The 20,495-nt window shown below is 73.9% G+C and carries 15 protein-coding genes; 14 read left to right on the top strand and 1 reads right to left on the bottom strand.

The features are described 5' to 3' along the window. The first annotated feature begins 93 nt into the window (after positions 1–93). From ABZW30_RS40580 to ABZW30_RS40550, 7 genes are all read left to right on the top strand, one after another. On the top strand, positions 94–2,775 hold the full coding sequence (locus ABZW30_RS40580) for a DNA translocase FtsK (RefSeq protein WP_355676326.1): 2,682 nt from the start codon (positions 94–96) through the stop codon (positions 2,773–2,775). A gap of 329 nt (positions 2,776–3,104) precedes the next feature. Further along, entirely contained in the window at positions 3,105–3,965 is an 861-nt protein-coding gene (locus ABZW30_RS40575; RefSeq protein WP_355676325.1) for a RodZ domain-containing protein, read from the top strand. 97 nt (positions 3,966–4,062) lie between these two features. Beyond that, positions 4,063–5,568 carry a 30S ribosomal protein S12 methylthiotransferase RimO gene (gene rimO / locus ABZW30_RS40570; RefSeq protein ID WP_355676324.1) on the top strand — a complete coding sequence of 502 codons (1,506 nt, stop codon included), beginning with the start codon at positions 4,063–4,065 and terminating at the stop codon, positions 5,566–5,568. Next, on the top strand, positions 5,565–6,203 hold the full coding sequence (gene pgsA / locus ABZW30_RS40565) for a CDP-diacylglycerol--glycerol-3-phosphate 3-phosphatidyltransferase (protein WP_355676323.1): 639 nt from the start codon (positions 5,565–5,567) through the stop codon (positions 6,201–6,203). Before rimO ends, pgsA begins: the two co-directional genes overlap by 4 nt. 32 nt (positions 6,204–6,235) lie before the next feature. Then, a complete protein-coding gene (locus ABZW30_RS40560) occupies positions 6,236–6,697 on the top strand; it encodes a CinA family protein (RefSeq protein WP_355676332.1) in 462 nt (153 codons plus the stop codon). A gap of 314 nt (positions 6,698–7,011) precedes the next feature. Beyond that, positions 7,012–7,380 (top strand): helix-turn-helix transcriptional regulator, encoded by a 369-nt coding sequence (locus ABZW30_RS40555; RefSeq protein WP_030290911.1) that lies wholly within the window; start codon positions 7,012–7,014, stop codon positions 7,378–7,380. 57 nt (positions 7,381–7,437) lie between these two features. Next, the gene (locus ABZW30_RS40550; protein WP_355676322.1) at positions 7,438–7,737 is read left to right on the top strand and encodes a hypothetical protein; all 300 of its coding nucleotides are present in this window, start codon (positions 7,438–7,440) and stop codon (positions 7,735–7,737) included. A gap of 61 nt (positions 7,738–7,798) precedes the next feature. Here the strand turns inward: ABZW30_RS40550 and ABZW30_RS40545 are convergent, their stop codons facing one another. Further along, positions 7,799–12,535: an ATP-dependent helicase gene (locus tag ABZW30_RS40545; protein ID WP_355676321.1), complete on the bottom strand. Its 4,737-nt coding sequence runs from the start codon at positions 12,533–12,535 to the stop codon at positions 7,799–7,801. Between the two features lie 200 nt (positions 12,536–12,735). On the opposite strand from ABZW30_RS40545, the gene ABZW30_RS40540 reads away from it, so the two are divergent. The 7 genes from ABZW30_RS40540 to rny all read left to right on the top strand — a co-directional run bounded on the left by ABZW30_RS40540 (position 12,736) and on the right by rny (position 20,381). Continuing rightward, entirely contained in the window at positions 12,736–14,253 is a 1,518-nt protein-coding gene (locus ABZW30_RS40540; RefSeq protein ID WP_355676320.1) for a S8 family serine peptidase, read from the top strand. Positions 14,254–14,346: 93 nt separating this feature from the next. Then, positions 14,347–14,931, top strand: coding sequence for a GNAT family N-acetyltransferase (locus tag ABZW30_RS40535; RefSeq protein WP_355676319.1), 585 nt, complete (start codon positions 14,347–14,349; stop codon positions 14,929–14,931). Then, entirely contained in the window at positions 14,928–15,122 is a 195-nt protein-coding gene (locus tag ABZW30_RS40530; RefSeq protein WP_355676318.1) for a DUF3046 domain-containing protein, read from the top strand. Before ABZW30_RS40535 ends, ABZW30_RS40530 begins: the two co-directional genes overlap by 4 nt. 131 nt (positions 15,123–15,253) lie before the next feature. Further along, positions 15,254–16,387 (top strand): AI-2E family transporter, encoded by a 1,134-nt coding sequence (locus tag ABZW30_RS40525; protein ID WP_355676331.1) that lies wholly within the window; start codon positions 15,254–15,256, stop codon positions 16,385–16,387. A 196-nt stretch (positions 16,388–16,583) separates the two neighbouring features. After that, positions 16,584–17,708 carry a recombinase RecA gene (gene recA / locus ABZW30_RS40520; RefSeq protein WP_355676317.1) on the top strand — a complete coding sequence of 375 codons (1,125 nt, stop codon included), beginning with the start codon at positions 16,584–16,586 and terminating at the stop codon, positions 17,706–17,708. A 4-nt stretch (positions 17,709–17,712) separates the two neighbouring features. Continuing rightward, positions 17,713–18,768 (top strand): recombination regulator RecX, encoded by a 1,056-nt coding sequence (gene recX, locus ABZW30_RS40515; RefSeq protein ID WP_355676316.1) that lies wholly within the window; start codon positions 17,713–17,715, stop codon positions 18,766–18,768. A gap of 143 nt (positions 18,769–18,911) precedes the next feature. Continuing rightward, positions 18,912–20,381: a ribonuclease Y gene (rny, locus tag ABZW30_RS40510; protein WP_355676315.1), complete on the top strand. Its 1,470-nt coding sequence runs from the start codon at positions 18,912–18,914 to the stop codon at positions 20,379–20,381. Positions 20,382–20,495 lie beyond the last annotated feature (114 nt).

Raw genomic sequence — 20,495 nt, 5'->3', positions numbered from 1 at the left:
AGCCGGTCAGCGTGACGGTGCGTCTGCGACACGTCCGGACCCCCGGCTCGACCGCATGTGCGCCGGTGGTCCACACCGGTAGGCTGCTGACCCATGGCCACTCGCACGCCCGGAAACGCGGCACGCAAACCGACTCCGGGACCGTCCAAGAAGGCCGCGGCGAAGGCCCCGGGCAAGCCGCCCGCGAAGAAGGCGGCAGCTCGCAAGGCCCCCGCGAAGAAGGCGGCCGCCAAGTCGGCCCCGCCGCCACCGCCGCCGTCCCGCTCGGGACTGATGCGCCTCCTCAACGCCCTGGCGAGCCCGATCGCCGCGCTCTTCCGCGGCGTCGGCGACGGTGCCAAGAACCTCCACCCGGCCCACCGCAAGGACGGGCTGGGTCTGGTGCTGTTCGCGCTCGCGATGGTGACCGCCGCCGGCACCTGGTTCAGCCCGCAGGGCTGGCTGGGCGAGGGGGCCACCGCCGTGGTGTCCGGACTGTTCGGACGGCTCGACGTGCTGGTGCCGTTCCTGCTGGCCGGGATCGCGATCCGGCTCTGGCGCCACCCGGAGCTGCCGGAGGCCAACGGCCGGATCGTGATCGGGCTGAGCGCGCTGCTGGTCGGCGTCCTCGGCCTGGTCCACATCGGCTGCGGCGCGCCCATGATGGGCAGCGGCGCCTCCCGGATAAGGACGGCCGGCGGGATCATCGGCTGGGCCGCGTCCACCCCGATGATGGCCGCCGCCGGTCCGGCGCTGGCCGTGCCGCTGCTCCTGCTGCTGGCCTTCTTCGGCCTGCTGGTGGTCACCGCCACCCCGGTCAACCGGATCGGCGAGCGGGTGCGGGGGATGGGCATACGGCTCGGCGTGGTCGAGCCCGGTCCGGAGGACGAGGCGCGCTGGGGGCGTACGCCGGAGCGTGAGCTGTCCACCGACCCGCCGGAGGACGCCGACCCCGACGCGCTGCCCTTCACCGTGGACACCGACGGTGACGACCCGACGGACGAGGTGGCGGCCCGCCGTCGCCGTCGGCGGCGCAAGCAGAGCGCCGACCCCGAGGAACAGCCGGAGGCCGTCCGGGTCTCGCTGGACAAGGAGCCGCTGGACCCGTACGCCACCCGCGACCTGGCCGCCGGCGCGGCCGCCGACCTGGACGGCGCGCTGGTCTACGGCGTGCCCGCCTCCTCGGCGGTGGCGGACATGATGCACCAGGTCAAGGACCTCACCGCCCCGCCGGAGGAGCCCGCCGTCCCGGCCGCCCGCAGCGGCGGCCCGGGCGTGCCCGCGGAGCACGGCCCGGCGCCGGTGCGGATGGAGCAGCTCCAGCTCGCCGGGGACATCACCTACTCGCTGCCCCCGCTCGACCTGCTGGAGCGCGGCGGCCCGGCCAAGGCCCGCAGCGCCCTCAACGACGAGGTGGTGGCCCAGCTCACCGGCACCTTCGCCGAGTTCAAGGTGGACGCCAAGGTCACCGGCTTCACCCGGGGCCCGACGGTCACCCGCTACGAGGTCGAGCTCGGCCCGGCCGTCAAGGTGGAGCGGATCACCGCGCTCGCCAAGAACATCGCGTACGCGGTGGCCAGCCCGGATGTACGGATCATCAGCCCGATCCCGGGCAAGTCCGCGGTCGGCATCGAGATCCCCAACCGGGACCGCGAGATGGTCAACCTCGGCGACCTGCTGCGCTCGCGCACGGCCGCCGAGGACACCCACCCGATGGTCGTCGGCATGGGCAAGGACGTCGAGGGCCACACCGTGATGGCCAACCTCGCCAAGATGCCGCACATCCTGGTGGCCGGTGCGACCGGTGCGGGCAAGTCGTCCTGCATCAACTGCCTGATCACCTCGATCCTCGCCCGGGCCACCCCGGACGAGGTGCGGATGGTCCTGGTCGACCCCAAGCGGGTCGAGCTGACCGCGTACGAGGGCATCCCGCACCTGATCACGCCGATCATCACCAACCCGAAGAAGGCCGCCGAGGCCCTCCAGTGGGTGGTGCGCGAGATGGACATGCGCTACGACGACCTCGCGGCGTACGGCTTCCGGCACGTGGACGACTTCAACGCGGCGGTGAAGGCCGGCAAGGTCACCCCGCCGCTGGGCAGCGAGCGGGAGCTCACGCCGTACCCGTACCTGCTGGTGATCGTCGACGAGCTGGCCGACCTGATGATGGTCGCGCCGCGCGACGTCGAGGACTCGGTGGTCCGGATCACCCAGCTGGCCCGCGCGGCCGGCATCCACCTGGTGCTCGCCACCCAGCGGCCCTCGGTGGACGTGGTCACCGGTCTGATCAAGGCCAACGTGCCGTCCCGGCTGGCCTTCGCGACCTCGGCGATGGCCGACTCCCGGGTCATCCTGGACCAGCCCGGCGCGGAGAAACTGATCGGCAAGGGCGACGCGCTCTTCCTGCCGATGGGCGCGAGCAAGCCGATCCGCATGCAGGGCGCCTTCGTCACCGAGGCGGAGATCGCCAGGGTGGTGCAGCACTGCAAGGACCAGCTGAGTGCCGTCTACCGGGACGACGTGACGGTCGGCGGCGGGCCGAAGAAGGAGATCGACGAGGAGATCGGCGACGACCTGGACCTGCTGATCCAGGCGGCCGAGCTGGTGGTCTCCACCCAGTTCGGCTCGACGTCGATGCTTCAGCGCAAGCTCCGGGTCGGCTTCGCCAAGGCGGGTCGGCTGATGGACCTGATGGAGTCGCGCGGCATCGTCGGTCCGAGCGAGGGTTCCAAGGCCCGCGACGTCCTGGTGAAGCCGGAGGAGCTGGACGGCGTGCTGATGACCCTGCGGGGCTGAGAGCAGCCCCGCAGGGCTGACGGGCCGTTCCCTCCGGGTGTGTTCACCCGTTCGGAGGAGCGTGGGCGCGGTGTGGGGCTCGTCTTCGAACTCCCGCGGACGGGAGTCCGGCGACGAGCCCCGAGGAACCGAACGTCCGTACGCCGCGTCACAGGCCGGAAAGCGCACCCCGGGTCCCTCGCGAGCCCCCCGCTGACCACCGGTCAGCGGGGGGTGGGCCCCGGTCGGAGCGGGCGCGCGCATTTGCGGCCCGTCCGCTTGAGAAACGATCCGCCCACGCCCCTAGACTGTTCTCCAGCAGGTGGCCATCCGCTCGAAAGGCGTGCCCCGTGACCATCGGCAATTCCTCCGACCACGAGAACGCCCCGTCGTCCGTCGAGCCGACCGACGACGCGGTGCAGGCGGCCGATGCCCCGAGCATCGGCCGGGTGCTGTCAGCCGCCCGGATCGAGGCGGGACTCACGGTGGACCAGGTGAGTACCGCCACGCGCGTGCGGGTGCCGATCGTCCATGCCATCGAGGGGGACGACTTCGGCAGCTGCGGCGGCGACTTCTACGCCCGCGGGCACATCCGCTCGATCGCCCGGGCGGTCGGCGTGGACGGCGAGGCGTTGGTCGCCCGCTACGACGCCGCGCACGGCGGCTCACCGGCCGTCAAGCGCCCGGCCGCCCAGTTGATCGACAGCGGCCCGATCAGGGTGCCCCGACGCAGCCGGCCGAACTGGGCGGCGGCCATGGTCACCGCGATCGTCGCGGTGGTCGTGTTGATCGGCTTCAACCTGGTGAGCGGCAAGGGCGGTCACGGCACCACCGGCTCCGCCAGCGCGCCGCTGCCCAGCGGCTCCGGCACCGGCTCGGTCGCCCCGGCCACGCCCACCGTCCAGCCGTCGGCGCCCGCGCCGAGCGCCGCCGCGATCGCCGCCGTCCCGGCCGACAAGGTCACCGTGAAGCTGGTCGCCCAGGGCACCAGCTGGGTCTCGGCGATGGACGGCAACGGCAAGTCGCTGTTCCAGAACAACATCAGCGACGGCCAGGACCAGACCTTCACCGACCCCAAGCAGATCAAGCTGGTGCTCGGCAACGGCGGGGCCGTGCACGCGTACGTCAACGGCAAGGACCTCGGAGTCCTCGGCAAGGACGGCCAGGTGGTGCACGTCACGTACACCCCCGGAGACCCGCAGGCTGGCTGACCACAGGGGTCGGCGAGGGCCGTTGATGATCAGCTGATCCATAACGTGTGACCTCCGGGGCGAACGGCACCGGAGGCCGCGCGTTAATCTTGGGCCTATGCCTGAACGCCGCACTGTCGCCCTTGTCACGCTCGGATGCGCCCGCAACGAGGTGGACTCCGAGGAACTCGCCGGGCGACTGGAAGCCGACGGCTGGTTGCTCGTCGATGACGCCGCCGAGGCGGACGTCGCCGTCGTCAACACCTGCGGCTTCGTCGAAGCCGCCAAGAAGGACTCCGTGGACGCCCTGCTGGAGGCCAACGACCTCAAGGGTCACGGCCGCACCCAGGCCGTCGTCGCGGTCGGCTGCATGGCCGAGCGGTACGGCAAGGAGCTCGCCGACGCGCTGCCCGAGGCGGACGGCGTGCTCGGCTTCGACGACTACGCGGACATCTCCGACCGCCTGCAGACCATCCTCTCCGGCGGCCACCACGCCCCGCACATCCCGCGCGACCGCCGCAAGCTGCTGCCGATCAGCCCGGCCGAGCGGCAGTCCGCCGCCGAGGCCGTCGCGCTGCCCGGCCACGGCGCCGAGGCCGCCGCCGAGCCGATCGCCGACCTGCCCGAGGGCCTCGCGCCCGCCTCCGGCCCGCGCACCCTGCGCAAGCGGCTGGACGACAGCCCGGTGGCCTCGGTCAAGCTCGCCTCCGGCTGCGACCGGCGCTGCTCCTTCTGCGCCATCCCGGCCTTCCGCGGCTCGTTCATCTCCCGCCGCCCCTCCGACGTGCTGCACGAGGCCAAGTGGCTGGCCGAGCAGGGCGTCCGCGAGATCGTCCTGGTCAGCGAGAACAACACCTCCTACGGCAAGGACCTCGGCGACATCCGGCTGCTGGAGACGCTGCTCGGCGAGATCTCCGCGTTCGAGGGCGTCGAGCGGGTCCGGGTCTCCTACCTGCAGCCGGCCGAGATGCGTCCGGGCCTGATCGACGCGATGACCGGGACCACCGACGTGGTGCCCTACTTCGACCTGTCGTTCCAGCACTCGGCGCCCGCCGTGCTGCGCCGGATGCGCCGCTTCGGCTCCACCGACCAGTTCCTGGAGCTGCTGAAGACCATCCGCGACAAGGCCCCGCAGGCCGGCGCCCGGTCCAACTTCATCGTCGGCTTCCCCGGCGAGACCGAGGAGGACTACGCCGAGCTGGAACGCTTCGTCACCCACGCCGGGCTGGACGCGATCGGCGTCTTCGGCTACTCCGACGAGGACGGCACCGAGGCCGCGACCTACGACGGCAAGCTGCCCGAGGACGTGGTCGCGGACCGGCTGAGCCGACTGAGCCGCCTCGCCGAGGAGATGACCGCCCAGCGGGCCGAGCAGCGGATCGGCACCGAGGTCGAGGTGCTGATCGAGTCGATCGAGGATGGCGTGGTCGAGGGCCGCTCCGCCCACCAGGCCCCGGAGACCGACGGTCTGACCACGCTGACCGGCGTCGAGGACCCGGAGATCGGGCAGTTCTGGCGGGCCACCGTGGTGGCCAGCGAGGGCGTCGACCTGATCGCCGAGGCGCAGCAGCAGGTGCGACTGTCCGGTGCTTCGGGGGCCGAGGCTCCGGGAGCCGGGGAATGACCAAGGGGCCCGGCGCCCCGGCTGCGGCCCACCCGGGCAGACCGGCGGCCGCCCTGCCGTCGGCGCCGGGGGTGTGGAACATCGCCAACGTGCTCACGATGGTCCGGGTGCTGCTGGTCCCGGTCTTCGTGGCGCTGCTGTTCGCCGACGGCGGGCACAACCCCAAGTGGCGCTCGGTCGCCTGGGCCGCGTTCGCGATCGCGATGATCACCGACCTGTTCGACGGTGAACTCGCCCGCCGCAAGGGCCTGGTCACCGACTTCGGGAAGATCGCCGACCCGATCGCCGACAAGGCGATCATGGGCTCGGCGCTGATCGGCCTCTCGCTGCTCGGCGACCTGCCCTGGTGGGTCACCGTGGTGATCCTGGCCCGCGAGCTCGGCATCACGCTGATGCGCTTCTGGGTGATCCGCTACGGGGTCATCCCGGCCAGCCGCGGCGGCAAGCTCAAGACGCTGACCCAGGGCACCGCGGTCGGCATGTACGTCCTGGCCCTGACCGGGTGGCTGGCTACCGGGCGGGCGGTCCTGATGGGCCTGGCGGTGCTGCTGACCGTCGGCACCGCGCTGGACTACGTCGGACAGGCGCTGCGACTGCGCCGCGAGGGCATGGCCGCGGAGCGCGCGGACCGGTGAGCGACGGGGGAGACCGGGTGGCGGACTACGAGCTGGCTGAGCGGGCGCACGCCGCGCTGAGGGCCCAGGGGGGCACCCTGGCCGTCGCCGAGTCGCTGACCGGCGGGCTGCTGGCCGCCGCGCTGGTCGACGTCCCCGGGGCCTCTGCGACCTTCCGCGGCTCGGTCACCGCGTACGCGACCGAGCTGAAGGCCTCGGTGCTCGGTGTGGACGAGGGTCTGTTGGACGTGTACGGTCCGGTTCACCCGGTGGTCGCCCGGCAGATGGCCGAGGGCGTGCGCGGGCTGCTGGGGGCCACGTACGGGCTCGCGACGACCGGGGTGGCCGGTCCGGAACCGCAGGACGGTCGGCCGGTGGGCACGGTACACCTGGCGGTGGCCGGCCCGGGGGGAACTCTGGTCAGTTCGCCCCTGCTGTCGGGCGGTCGTGCCACAATCCGTCACGGGGCGGTGACCGCCGCACTGGAGCTGCTCGTCGGCCGGCTCGCTCGATAGGGGCCCGCCGGAGGATCTCCACCGAACCGAGATCCCTCGAACTGGCGCGCGGGTATGGCACAGCTGGAGGATCGTGTTACATCCAAGGTCCTGGTTGGGCAGAAACCAGGTGGCGAACGAGTTGCGTGACGGTGGCCGGGTGGGCCGCGTCGGGTACCACGAGGGGCCCGGGAACCCGGGTGCGACACCGGAACGAGGAGGGGGCGGCCTTGCAGCCCAGAGTGAACACGACCGGGGTCCCCGCACGCGAAGCGGGCAAGGCGGTACGGTGGGGGCGTGACATCTCGATCCGCAGTCCGAGGAGGGAGGCACCGATGATCCTGCTCCGTCGCCTACTGGGCGATGTACTGCGTCGGCAGCGCCAGCGCCAGGGCCGCACACTCCGCGAGGTGTCGGCGGCCGCCAGGGTTTCGCTCGGATACCTCTCCGAGGTCGAGCGGGGACAGAAGGAGGCCTCCTCGGAGCTGCTCTCCGCCATCTGCGACGCACTCGACGTCCGGATGTCCGAGGTCATGCGCGAGGTCAGCGACGAACTGTCGCTCGCCGAACTTGCGGCGATGGCCACCCTCTCCGAAGGTGATCTGCTGAGGCCGGTACTCGAACCGGTTCCGCTGCCCGCCCCCGGCGCCGACCGGGCGAACATGTCGCCCAAGGCCGCCGCGATGGACGTGGTCGCCGCCTGATTCCGGCCTCGACACCCGGGCTCCTCCGATGCCCGGGGCGAGCGGAGGAGGGCGGTCGTGCGGAGAGTCGCGACGGTGGACGCGGTGGCCCGAATACGGCTGCGGGCGCGGCGGTTGGTGCCGTGGCCGACGCGGTGGGTCCTGGTGGCCCTCGTGAGCGGGCTCGCCTGGTGGGTCCTGGTCGTCCGTGGGCAACTGGCCGATGGTGCGGTGCTGGGGCTGCTGGCGGCCGGCGGCTGGGGGCTCGGTCTCATCCCGGTCCACGCCGACCGGAACGCGACCGGACCGGTGCGGCGCCTGCGCCGGGACGAGGAGGCCCTGGGCCGGGTGGAGGCGCAGCCGCCACCGATCGGGTGATGCGACGTGGACGAAGGCCGCGGGGTCGTTGACCCCGCGGCCTTCGGGCTCTCCGCCCGAGCTACGGACGCAGTCGCAGGCCGCGCGGGGTGGCGTGGAAGCCGGCCTCCTCCAGGGCGCGGCCGAGCTCGGAGCCGAGGGCGGGCTCGCCGTTGGCCCGCTCGACCGTGACGCTGCCGAGCGCGCCCTCGCGGACCGCCTCGGCGAGCGCCCCGGCGGCCAGCGTCCGGGTCGCCCCGTCCTCCGGCCAGGCCAGCAGGGACTTGCCGCCCCGCTCCACGTACAGCGCCAACTCGCCGTCCACCAGCACCACCAGGGCGCCCGCCTTGCGGCCTGCTCGATGGGCGGTGGAGTCCTTGCGGCCGGGGGCGGTGGGCGGCTCGGGCCAGGGCAGGGCCGCGCCGTAGGCGTTCGCCGGGTCGGCGGCGGCCAGCACCAGCGGCTGCGGCGGCTCGGCCGTCGGGGCGGCCGACCACTCGGCGTTGCCGGCCCGCTCCAGCCGGCCGTTGACCGAGCGCAGTCGGTCGGCCGCGCCCTCCATGGCGAACTGGGCGCCGCCCAGGCCCTCGACGAAGTAGCCGCGGCGGGCCCGGCCGCGCTCCTCCATCGCGGCGAGCACCCGGTAGACCCCGGCGAAGCCGCCGGGCACCCGTTCGGCGGCCACGGTGCCCCGGGTGAGCAGGCCGTGCCGGTCCAGCAGGCTCTGCGCCTGGGCGGTGGCCCGGACCGTCGGGTCGGCGGCGAAGGTGGGCAGCAGCGACCAGCGTCCGGCCACCGTCGGCGGGCCGCTGCGCAGGGCGCCGCCGACCCGGCCGAAGGCGCGGCCCGCGCCGCCGTAGCGGCCGCGAGGGGTGGCCCTCGGCGCGCGGTGGGCGGTGGCACCCGCGGTGCGGCCGGAGCCGAGCAGGGCGCGCAGCGGGGAGAGGGTGTCGTTGGTGACGTAACCGGCCCAGACCAGGTCCCAGAGCGCCTCGACGACCTCCGGCTCGGGGACGTCCTCCGGGAGCTGCTGGACGAGTTGGCGGAAGAACAGGCCGTAGCCGCCGGCCAGGGCCTGCATCAGGGCGCTGTGCACCGGGGTGAGCGCGGGCGGGACCGGCTCGGGGCGCAGCAGGTGGGCGTTCTCGGCCAGGTGCAGGCTGAGCCAGCCGTCCTTGCCGGGCAGCGCGCCGGCGCCGCACCAGCCGATCTCGCCGGCCGCCATCAGCTCGTCCAGCAGGCCGGGGGAGTAGTCGGTGAGCCGGGCCGGGAGGATCAGCTTCTCCAGGGCGGAAGCGGGCAGGGCCGTGCCCTGGAGCTGTTCGACCACCCGGAGCAGGCCGTCCGGGCCGCGCAGCCGGTGGCCGGCCAGGTGCTGCCACTGCGGCAGGAAGGCGGCCAGGGCGCGCGGCGGGACGGGCTCGACCTCCTGGCGCAGGGCGGCCAGCGAGCGGCGGCGCAGCCGGCGCAGCACCTCGGCGTCGCACCACTCGGGGGCGGTGTGGCTCTCCGCGGGCCGGAACTGCCCTTGGACCAGGCGGCCGGCGGCGGTGAGTCGGTGCAGCGTACCGGTGACGACGGCGGTGCCGAGACCGTAGCGGGTGCCGGCCTCGGTGGCGGTGAACGGGCCGTGAGTACGGGCGTGGCGGGCCAGCAGGTCGCCCAGTGGGTCCTTGACCGGCTCGGTGAAGGCCTCCGGGACGCCGACCGGCAGCGGGGTGCCGAGCGCGTCGCGCAGCCGTCCGGCGTCCTCGATCGCGGCCCAGCGCCCCTCGCCGGCGATCCGGACCTGGATCACCCGGCGGGCGGCCTCCAACTCCAGGGCCCAGAGCGGTTCGGCGCCGCGGGCGGTCAACTCGGCCTCGGTGAGCGGGCCGAGCAGCCGCAGGGCGTCGGCGACGCCCTCGGCGTCCTTGATCCGGCGCTCGGGGGTGAGGCGTTGGAGCTCGGCCTCCAACTCGGCGAGCACCTGGGGGTCGAGAAGTTCGCTCAGCTCGGCCTGTCCGAGGAGTTCGGACAGCAGCCGGGAGTCCAGCGAGAGCGCGGCGGCGCGGCGTTCGGCGAGCGGGGAGTCGCCCTCGTAGAGGAACTGGGCGACGTAGCCGAACAGCAGCGAGCGGGCGAAGGGCGAGGGCTCGGGGGTGGTGACCTCGACCAGGCGGACGGCGCGGGACTCCAGGTCGCCCATCAGCTCGACCAGGCCGGGGACGTCGAAGACGTCCTGCAGGCACTCCCGGACGGCCTCCAGGACGATCGGGAACGAGCCGTACTCGGAGGCGACCTCGAGCAGTTGGGCGGCGCGCTGGCGCTGCTGCCAGAGCGGGGTGCGGCGGCCGGGGTTGCGGCGCGGGAGCAGCAGGGCGCGGCCGGCGCACTCGCGGAAGCGGGAGGCGAACAGGGCGGAGCCGCCGACCTGGTCGGTGACCAGTTGCTCGATCTCGCCGGGGTCGAACAGGGCGGCGTCGGCGCCGACCGGGGCCTCGTCCGGGGGCGAACCGGCCGGTTCGGAGGGGCTGCTGAAATCGAAGTCGGGGGCCAGGAGGTCGGCGTCGGGCAGGCGGAGCACGATGCCGTCGTCGGCGTGCATGACCTGGGGGTCCAGGCCGTGCTTCTCGCGCAGCCGGGCGCCCAGGGCGAGGGCCCAGGGGGCGTGCACCTGAGCGCCGAAGGGGGAGTGGATGACGATCCGCCAGTCGCCGAGCTCGTCCCGGAAGCGCTCGACCACGATGGTGCGGTCGTCCGGGAGGTGGCCGCAGGCGGTGCGCTGTTCGGCGAGGTAGTCGAGCAGGTTGGCGGCGGCCCAGTCGTCCAGGCCGGCCCGCTTGAGGCGCTCGGTGGCGGCCTCCGGCCGGAGGGTGCCCAGCTCGCGGGTGAACGCGCCCAGGGCCCGGCCGAGTTCGAGCGGGCGGCCGAGGGCGTCGCCCTTCCAGAACGGGAGCCGGCCGGGGACACCGGGGGCGGGGGTGACCAGCACCTTGTCGTGGGTGATCTCCTCGATCCGCCAGGAGGTGGTGCCGAGAGTGAACACATCGCCCACGCGGGACTCGTAGACCATCTCCTCGTCCAGCTCGCCGACCCTTCCACCGCCCTTTTTGGGGTCGGTGCCGGCGATGAAGACGCCGAACAGGCCGCGGTCGGGGATGGTGCCGCCGGAGGTGACGGCCAGGCGCTGGGCGCCGGGGCGGCCGGTGACCGTGCCGGCCACCCGGTCCCACACCACCCGGGGACGCAACTCGGCGAAGGCATCCGAGGGGTAGCGGCCGGCCAGCATGTCGAGCACGGCGTCGAAGGCCGACTGCGGGAGGGTGGCGAAGGGCGCGGCACGGCGGACCACCGCGAGCAGGTCGTCCACCGGCCAGGCCTCCAGGGCCGTCATCGCGACCAGCTGCTGGGCGAGCACGTCCAGCGGGTTGCGCGGGATGCGCAGCGCCTCGATCCGGCCGGCCCGCATCCGCTCGGTGACCACGGCGGACTGCACGAGGTCCCCCCGGTACTTGGGGAAGAAGACACCGGTGGAGACGGCGCCGACCTGGTGGCCGGCCCGGCCGACCCGCTGCAGGCCGGAGGCGACCGAGGGTGGGGACTCGACCTGGACGACGAGCTCCACGGCGCCCATGTCGATGCCCAGCTCCAGGCTGGAGGTGGCGACCACGGCGGGCAGCCGGCCGGCCTTCAGCTCCTCCTCGACCAGGGACCGCTGCTCCTTGGAGACGGAGCCGTGGTGGGCCCGGGCGATCACCGGGGGCGCGCCCTTGGCGGCGCCCGAGCCGCCCATCAGCTGGGCCGGGGCGTGCGCCTCGGGGGCGGCGGTACCGGTGGCGCGCTCGTGGGCGATCTCGTTCAGCCGGTTGCACAGGCGCTCTGCCAGGCGGCGGGAGTTGGCGAAGACGATGGTCGAGCGGTGGGCCTCGACCAGGTCGACGATCCGCTCCTCGACGTGCGGCCAGATGGAGGCGCCCCCAGCCTGGCGGCCGGGAGGTGCCCCCAGGCGCTGCGGGTCGCCGTCGGCGGCGCCGCCGGTGGCCGGGGCGGCGGGCAGGTCGTCCAGGTCGGGGACCGGAACCACCACCGAGAGGTCGAACTCCTTGGCGGCGGCGGGCTGGACGACGGCGGCGCCGCGCTGCGGGCTGAGGAAGCGGGCCACCTCCTCGACCGGGCGCACCGTCGCGGACAGGCCGATCCGGCGGGCCGGGCGGTCCAGCAGCTCGTCCAGCCGCTCCAGGCTGAGCGCCAGGTGGGCGCCGCGCTTGGTGCCGGCGACCGCGTGCACCTCGTCCAGGATCACCGTGTCCACGCCGCGCAGCGCCTCCCGGGAGGCGGAGGTGAGCAGGAGGAAGAGCGACTCGGGGGTGGTGATCAGGATGTCCGGCGGGTGGGTCGCGAAGCGGCGGCGGTCGGCGGCGGGGGTGTCGCCGGAGCGGATGGCGACCTGGACCTCGGGCTCGGGCAGGCCGAGGCGGACGGCGGCCTGGCGCAGGCCGGTCAGCGGGGCGCGCAGGTTCCGTTCGACGTCCACCGCGAGGGCCTTCAGCGGGGAGACGTAGAGCACCCGGCAGCGGCGCTTGGGGTCGGCGGGGGGTGGGGTGCTGCTGAGGTGGTCGAGGGCGGAGAGGAAGGCGGCGAGCGTCTTGCCGGAGCCGGTGGGGGCGACCACCAGGACGTCGGTCTCCCGCCGGATGGCGCGCCAGGCCTCGGACTGGGCGGTGGTCGGGGCGGAGAAGGCGCCGGTGAACCAGGCCCGGGTGGGCGGGGCGAATCCGGCCAGGGGGTCGTCGGCCCGGGGGGCTTCGGCGGGCGGGGTCGGGTGCTGGGGCGCCATGCCCCCCATGGTGCCGGGTGGGACCGACAAGTGGGGCGGGACTGCTTCGGGGGTGGGGGTGGGGGTGGTCGGGGCGTAGGTGTCGTTGAGGGGGCGGGAATGATGATCCGCTCATATGGTGAGGAATCGGACGTGTGATCAACCCGTGACCGTGGCCGCACGGCCGTTTCCTCACCGGATCGACGAGCGGAGACCGTGGGATGGCGCAGGCGCACCTGTCCGGCGGTCCCGACCGTGCGGTCCGCCGTCGCAGGGTCCGCGGGCCGGCCCGGGCACTGCTGGCGATGCTGCTCACGGCCCTGGTGGTCGGCGGTGCCGTGCCGTACGTGTCCGGGCCCGGGCGGGCGTACCTCAGCTACCTGGTGTTGGCCGACCAGGAGGACGCCGCGGGCGCCGCCCGGGCCGGGGCGGAGAGCCGGTCGGCGGGCGGACAGGTGGTGCAGGAGTACCCGCAGATCGGGGCGGTGCTGGCGTACGCGACCGGCGCCTTCGCGGACAAGGTCCGGGGCCGGCCAGGGATCGCCGCCGCGGGGGCGACCCGGACCGCGCCGGTGGTGGGGCCGCCGCGGACGGTGGAGGGGGCCGGGGACTTCGCGGCGGGGGCGGAGTGGGGGAGTTCGGACGGGCGCGCCACCTCGGACGGGCGGAAGGGCGGGGTCCCGACGGTGCCCGACCCGGCGGAGGGCGGGGCCTGGAACCTCGCCATGCTGGGGCCCGCCGCGGGGCGGACCGGCGACGCCACGGTCGGGGCGCCCAGCGCGGAGGCGCTGCACAAGGTGCTGGTCGCGGTGCTGGACTCGGGTGTGGACGACACCCACCCGGACCTGCGGGCCGCCGTCGACCCGAAGGCCTCGGCCTCCTGCGCGGACGGGCGGCCGGACGCCCGGACCGGCTCCTGGCGGCCTGACCCGGGGGCGGGGGAGGGCGGGCACGGCACCCACGTCGCCGGGATCATCGGTGCGGCCCGGGACGGGCAGGGCGTCATGGGTGTCGCTCCGGGGGTGCGGGTCGCCGCCGTCCGGCTGCTGGGGCCGCTGGGGCAGTACTACGCGGAGAACATCGTCTGCGGCATGCTCTGGGCGGCCGACCACGGTGCCAAGGCGATCAACAACAGCTACTTCGCGGACCCCTGGAAGTACAACTGCCCCGAGGACCGGGACCAGGCGGCGCTGATCACGGCTGTCAGCCGGGCCTCCGCGTACGCCCAGCGCAAGGGGGCGGTGGTGGTCGCCTCGGCCGGCAACGACGGGCAGGACCTCGGTGCCGCCCGGACCGACGAGCGCAGCCCCAACGACCGGGTCTCCGGGTCGGCCAGTACCCGGTACCTGGGCGCCGAGTGCATTCGGCTTCCCGGCGAGCTGCCGGGGGTGGTCACGGTCACGGCGGTCAACCGGGACGGGCGCCCCTCGCCGTACTCCAACCACGGGCGCGGGCACGTGTCGCTCGCCGCGCCGGGCGGCGATCCGGACGGCGGCCCGCAGGGGGCGATCGTCTCCGACTGGCCCGGGGGGCAGTACGCGGCGCTGGCGGGGACGTCGATGGCGGCGGCCCATGTCACCGGGGCGGTGGCGGTCGCGGCGGCGTTGCATCCGGAGTTGGGGGCGGGTGGGTTGGCGGCTCTGTTGGCCACCACGGCCGCGGCGGGGTGTTCGGTGGGGCCGCGGGCTTGTGGGGACCGGGAGTACTTCGGAGCGGGGTTGGCGGTGTTGCCCAGGTGAGGGGGCGTTCGCTCGGGGGGCGCTCGGAAACGCGGGTGACGGGGTGTGGGGGCGGGGGCGAGGACCGGGGGCATGGGTGAATCGGGTGCGAGTGTGTTCCTCGGGACCGAGCGGTTGGTGTTGCGGCGGTTCACGGGGGCGGATGTGGACGACCTCGTGGCGTTGGACGGGGACCCCGAGGTGATGCGGTACCTGACCGGGGGGAGGGCGAGCGCGCGGGAGTGGGTGGAGGGGACGCTGATTCCGCTGTACCTGGAGCACTACCGGCGGTACGGGGACCTCGGGTGGTGGGCGGTCGAGGAGCGGGACGGCGGGGCGTTCCTGGGGTGGTTCGAGTTCCGGCCGACCGAGGAGGGGGAGCGGGGGGAGGTGGAGCTCGGGTACCGGTTGCGGCGGGCGGCTTGGGGGCGTGGGTACGCGACCGAGGGCGCGCGGGCGTTGATCCGCCGCGGGTTCACCGGGTCCGGGGTGGAGCGGGTGGTGGCGTACACGATGGCGGTGAACGCGGGGTCGCGGCGGGTGATGGAGAAGTGCGGGCTGTCGTACGTCCGTACGTTCCACGAGGACTACCCGGAGGCGATCCCCGGGAGCGAGCACGGGGAGGTCGAGTACGCGGTGACGGCCGGGGAGTGGCAGGCCCGGGGCTTCGGTGCGGGGTCCGGGATACTGGGGGCATGAGGCTGACGGAGTTCTGGCGACGGATGTACGCGCACTTCGGGGAGGCGTACGCGGAGTCCTTCGCGTCCGACCACGTGATGAGCGAGCTCGGCGGGCGGACGGTGCGCCAGGCGCTGGAGGCGGGCTGGGAGGCCAAGGACGTCTGGCGGGTGGTCTGTGAGACCCAGGGGGTCTCCACGTCGCTGCGCTGAGCCTTCGGCGCCGGGGGGCGGTGGGACAGACTGTCCGGGTGACGATCAGCGGAGAGCAGAAGAGCGCGGAGGGGTCGGTGCGGGTCGCCGACGGGGAGCGGACGAACGGCGGCGGGGCCCTGTGGGGCGGGATGCCGCCATGGCTGCCCCGGGCGATGGTGATGTTCCTGGTGATGGTCGGGGTGTTCCAGCTCGCCGACTGGGCCTTCCGGCAGTTGATCGACCTCTTCGTGATGCTGTTGGTGGCGTTCTTCCTCTCGCTGGCCTTGGAGCCGGCGGTGGACCGGATGGCGGCGCGGGGGGTGCGCCGGGGGGTGGGCACCTTCCTGGTGTTCGTCGCGGTCGGGATCGCGGTGGCCGGGTTCCTGGCGGCGCTGGGCACGTTGTTGGTGGACCAGGTGGCGAAGATCGCCGGGGATCTGCCGCACCTGGTCGACAATCTGATCGGCTGGGTCAACCGGACCTTGCATCAGGACCTGTCGCTGGGCGAGCTGCAGAAGCGGCTGCTCAAGGACTCCGGCACGATCGAGGGCTACGCCCAGCAGGCCGCCGACAACGTCTGGGGCGTCTCCTCGACGCTGATCGGGGGGCTCTTCCAGACCTTCACGGTCGGGCTGTTCACCTTCTACTTCACCGCCGAGGGCCCGCGGGTCCGCCGGACGGTGTGTTCGCTGCTGCCGCCGTCCAAGCAGGGCGAGGTGCTGCGGGCCTGGGAGATCGCACTCGCCAAGACCGGCGGCTACCTGTACTCCCGGGCGGTGCTCGCGGTGGTGTCGGCGGCCGGGCACTGGGTGATGTTCGCGCTGATCCACCTGCCGTACGCGGCCGCGCTGGCGATCTGGGTCGGCGTCATGTCGCAGTTCGTGCCGACGATCGGGACGTACCTGGCGGGAGCGCTGCCGGTGCTGGTGGCGCTCACGGTGGAGCCGGTGGACGCGCTGTGGGTGCTGGTGTTCACGGTGGTCTACCAGCAGATCGAGAACTACGTGCTGCACCCGAGGATCACCGCGAAGACGGTGGACGTGCACCCGGCGGTGGCCTTCGGCGCGGTGATCGCGGGCGCGGCGCTGCTGGGCGCGGTGGGCGCGCTGATCGCGATCCCGGCGGCGGCCACCCTGCAGGGCTTCGTGGGGACGTACGTGCGGCGGTACGAGGTGGCCACCGACCCGCGGATCGACCGCGGTGAGCAGCGGCGGGCCCGGCGGGAACTGCGCCGGGAGGCGGCGCGGCGGCTGCGGCGGATGGTCGGCGGCGACGGCGAGTGACGGGCGCCGGGGGAGCGGTCCGGTCGCTCGCCCCGCGGTGCGGCCGAACGTGCGAGGCTTGAATCGAACAGGTGTTCTTTGTACTCTCCGGCGAGGAGTTTTCCACAGGCTGAGCCGGGTGGGGCTCGTTTGTCAGTGGGACGCGCTAGCGTCGATGACGATGAAGCGCACAGCACAGAACCCGAGGGAAAAAGTCATGGCAGGTACGGACCGCGAGAAGGCCCTGGAGACAGCTCTCGCCCAGATCGAGCGACAGTTCGGCAAGGGCTCGGTGATGCGCCTCGGCGAGAAGGCCAATGAGCCCGTCGAGGTGATCTCCACCGGCTCCACCGCCCTGGACGTCGCCCTCGGGGTCGGCGGCATCCCGCGCGGCCGGGTGATCGAGATCTACGGCCCCGAGTCCTCCGGTAAGACCACCCTGACCCTGCACCTGGCCGCCAACGCCCAGAAGGCCGGTGGAACGGTCGCCTTCGTCGACGCGGAGCACGCGCTCGACCCCGAGTACGCCAAGAAGCTCGGCGTGGACACCGACGCCCTGCTGGTCAGCCAGCCGGACACCGGTGAGCAGGCCCTGGAGATCACCGACATGCTGATCCGCTCCGGCGCGATCGACCTGGTGATCATCGACTCGGTCGCGGCGCTCGTCCCGCGCGCCGAGATCGAGGGCGAGATGGGTGACTCGCACGTCGGTCTGCAGGCCCGGCTGATGAGCCAGGCGCTGCGCAAGATCGCCGGTGCGCTGAACCAGTCGAACACCACCGCCATCTTCATCAACCAGCTGCGCGAGAAGATCGGCGTGATGTTCGGTTCGCCGGAGACCACGACCGGTGGCCGGGCGCTGAAGTTCTACGCCTCGGTCCGCCTGGACATCCGCCGGATCGAGACCCTGAAGGACGGCACCGAGGCGGTCGGTAACCGCACCCGCGTCAAGGTCGTCAAGAACAAGGTCGCCGCGCCGTTCAAGCAGGCCGAGTTCGACATCCTCTACGGCATCGGCATCAGCCGTGAGGGCGGCCTGATCGACATGGGCGTCGAGCACGGCTTCATCCGCAAGTCCGGCGCCTGGTACACCTACGAGGGCGACCAGCTCGGCCAGGGCAAGGAGAACGCCCGTAACTTCCTGCGGGACAACCCGCAGCTCGCCGACGAGATCGAGCGGAAGATCAAGGGCAAGCTGGGCATCGGCCCGAAGACCGATGAGCCCGCCGAGGGCGAGGCGGAGGCCGCCGCTGCCGCCGCTGCCGACGGCGCCGCCAAGCCGATCACCGCGACCGCCGCCAAGACGGCCGCGGCGAAGAAGACGGCGGCTGCCAAGGCCTGAGCCGTTGACGCAGTACGACACGGTGGGCGGCGGCCCGGCGGGCCCCGAGGACGACGACTACGGCCCGCCGGACTGGTTCGCCGCGGTCGCGGAGGAGCCGGAACCGGAACCGCGGCCGTCGGCGGCCCGGCTGCGGTCGCAGTCCCGCAAGGGGCGGCGGGAGCGCGCGTCCACCACGCAGCGGGCATCCAGCCCGGAGCCGGAGTTCGACCGGGTTCCGGTCCGGGCGGTGCGCGGCCCGGCGTCCGGGCCGGCTTTTGAACGGGAGCAGCCGGCGGAGGCCTCGGTCGAGGCGCTCGGGCTGGTCCCGGCCTCCGAGCTGCCCACCGGCCGCCGTCGGCGCCGCTCGGCGCTGGAGGCCGAGGAGTCCGGGGCCGGGGGCGGCGCCGTGCCCGCGGAGAGCGGTTGGGGCGAGGCTGAGGCAGCCGGTCACGGGGGTGCGGCCGCCTCGACCGCCCGTGCGGGTCGGCGCCGGAGCCGTCGGGGCGGGCGGTCCGCCGAGGTCCTGCCGGGCGAGGAGGAGGGCGCCGCCCGTACCTCCCGCGAGCGGGAGGAGGAGCAGTCCGATCCGGGGCCCCTCGCCCGGGACATCTGCCTGCGGCTGCTGACCGGCGCCGCCAAGACCCGCAAGCAGCTCGCCGACGCCCTGCGCAAGCGGGAGATCCCGGAGGACGTCGCCGACGAGGTGCTCACCCGGCTCGAAGAGGTCGGGCTGATCGACGACGCGGCCTTCGCCGCGGCCTGGGTGGAGTCCCGGCACGCCGTCCGGGGGCTGTCCCGGCGGGCACTGGCCCAGGAGCTGCGCACCAAGGGTGTGGCCGCCGATCTGGTGGAGCAGGCCGTCGCCCAGCTCGACCACGACGACGAGGCGGACGCGGCCCGGGCGCTGGTCGAGCGCAAGCTGCGGTCCACCCGGGGGCTGGACCCGCAGGTCCGGACCCGCCGTCTGGTCGGCATGCTGGCCCGGCGCGGCTACTCCGAGGGGCTGGCCTTCCGGGTGGTGCGCGGCGCACTGGAGGAGGAGGCGGCCGACGAACTGTCGGAAACCGGGTGGGGGTAGTGGCAGTTCCGTACACTTCTTGATCCGGCCCAGATCAAGTCTTGACCCTTTCGTGACCCACGCCTAGCCTCGCACTCAGTGCGCGGGCGCTTCCGGACGGCGCCCGGCGGGAACGGCCCGCGCAGGACCGGGAGTGGGGCGGCATGAGCATTTCGGCGGGCACCGGCACGGGTGACACCGTGTTGCCGATCGTCGGGTCGGCCGCCGCCGTCCTGCTGGTGCTCGCGGCGCTCGCCGCCGTGGTGATCGGACGACTGCGGGCGGAGCGGCGGCAGGCCCTCGCCGAGGCCGAGCGGGCCCGACGGCGGGCCGAGGAACAGGCCGGCCGGCGGCGGGCCGAACTCGCCCGGCGCGAGGAGAACCTGGCCGAGGAGCTGCGCCGGGTCCGCCGGCGGGAGGACGAACTGGCCGCGCGCTCGGCCGAGTTGGAGCGATCCCGGGGCGAGGCCGAGGCGCTGGTGGCCCGTCGGACGGCCGCGCTGGAGTGCGCCGCGAGGCTCTCCGCCGAGCAGGCGCACGACCAGCTCCTGCGTGAGGCCGGGGAGTCGGCCCGCCGGGAGGCCGCGGTCATGGTCCGGGAGATCGAGCGCGAGGCCAAGGAGGAGGGCGAGCGCCGGGCCCGGTCCATCCTCGCCGGGGCGATCCAGCGGCTGGCCTCGGAGCAGACCGCGGAGACCGCCGTCACCGTCCTCCGGCTGCCGGGCGAGGAGATGAAGGGCCGGATCATCGGTCGCGAGGGCCGCAACATCCGCGCCTTCGAGGCGGTCACCGGGGTCAACCTGATCATCGACGACACCCCCGCCTCGGTGCAGCTCTCCTGCTTCGACCCGGTCCGCCGGGAGGCCGCCCGGCTCACCCTGGAACAGCTGGTCGAGGACGGCCGGGTCCACCCGGCCCGGATCGAGGATCTGCACGAGCGCAGCCGCTCAGAGGTCGAGGCGCGCTGCGTACGAGCCGGCGAGGACGCCCTGCTGGACGCCCGGGTCGGCGGGATGCACCCCGAACTCGTCCGCACCCTGGGCTCACTGCGCTACCGGGCCTCGTACGGGCAGAACGTGCTCGGGCACCTCCTGGAGTCCGTGCACCTGGCCGGGATGATGGCCGCCGAGCTGGGGGTGGACCCGGAGCCGGTGCGCCGGGCGGCACTGCTGCACGACATCGGCAAGGCGCTCACCCACGAGGCGGAGGGCAGCCACGCGGCGGTCGGCGCGGATCTCGCCCGGCGGTTGGGCGAGTCCCCCGAGGTGGTGCACGCGATCGCCGCGCACCACGGCGAGGTGGAACCCCGGACGGTCACGGCCGTGCTGACCCAGGCGGCGGACGCCTGCTCGGGCGGGCGTCCGGGGGCGCGCAAGGAGTCGCTGGAGGTGCACGTGCGGCGGCTGGCGAGGCTGGAGGAGATCGCGCGCTCCCACACCGGGGTGTCCGAGGTGTACGCGATGCAGGCCGGGCGCGAGGTACGGGTGATGGTGCGGCCGGAGGCGGTGGACGACGTCGGGGCGGAGCTGATCGCCCGTGAGGTGGCCCGGCAGGTCTCGGCGGAGCTGACCTACCCGGGCCAGATCCGGGTGACGGTGGTCCGGGAGAGCCGGGCCACGGCGGTGGCGGGTTAGACCGTATGAAGTGCGCTGTTTGTGTGGTTCGGGTCCGCCCGGGGCGGGAGGTTTCCGGCCCGGCGGGCCGGGCGTCAAGCCCGGAGCCGCTTCGCGGTCGCTGCGCGAGCCTTG

This window comes from Kitasatospora sp. NPDC004669 (assembly GCF_040609455.1).
In the GTDB taxonomy this organism is placed as follows: Bacteria; Actinomycetota; Actinomycetes; order Streptomycetales; family Streptomycetaceae; genus Kitasatospora.
This window is presented reverse-complemented; position numbering and strand designations above follow the sequence as displayed.

What these genes read in the sequence shown, in the direction of transcription:
- recA (WP_355676317.1), top strand. Translation starts at nt 16,584, where the DNA reads ATGGCAGGTACGGACCGCGAGAAGGCCCTGGAGACAGCTCTCGCCCAG.
- pgsA (WP_355676323.1), top strand. Translation starts at nt 5,565, where the DNA reads ATGACCAAGGGGCCCGGCGCCCCGGCTGCGGCCCACCCGGGCAGACCG.
- rimO (WP_355676324.1), top strand. Translation starts at nt 4,063, where the DNA reads ATGCCTGAACGCCGCACTGTCGCCCTTGTCACGCTCGGATGCGCCCGC.
- ABZW30_RS40545 (WP_355676321.1), bottom strand. Translation starts at nt 12,535, where the DNA reads ATGGCGCCCCAGCACCCGACCCCGCCCGCCGAAGCCCCCCGGGCCGAC.
- ABZW30_RS40580 (WP_355676326.1), top strand. Translation starts at nt 94, where the DNA reads ATGGCCACTCGCACGCCCGGAAACGCGGCACGCAAACCGACTCCGGGA.
- ABZW30_RS40525 (WP_355676331.1), top strand. Translation starts at nt 15,254, where the DNA reads ATGCCGCCATGGCTGCCCCGGGCGATGGTGATGTTCCTGGTGATGGTC.
- ABZW30_RS40540 (WP_355676320.1), top strand. Translation starts at nt 12,736, where the DNA reads ATGGCGCAGGCGCACCTGTCCGGCGGTCCCGACCGTGCGGTCCGCCGT.
- ABZW30_RS40555 (WP_030290911.1), top strand. Translation starts at nt 7,012, where the DNA reads ATGATCCTGCTCCGTCGCCTACTGGGCGATGTACTGCGTCGGCAGCGC.
- rny (WP_355676315.1), top strand. Translation starts at nt 18,912, where the DNA reads ATGAGCATTTCGGCGGGCACCGGCACGGGTGACACCGTGTTGCCGATC.
- ABZW30_RS40530 (WP_355676318.1), top strand. Translation starts at nt 14,928, where the DNA reads ATGAGGCTGACGGAGTTCTGGCGACGGATGTACGCGCACTTCGGGGAG.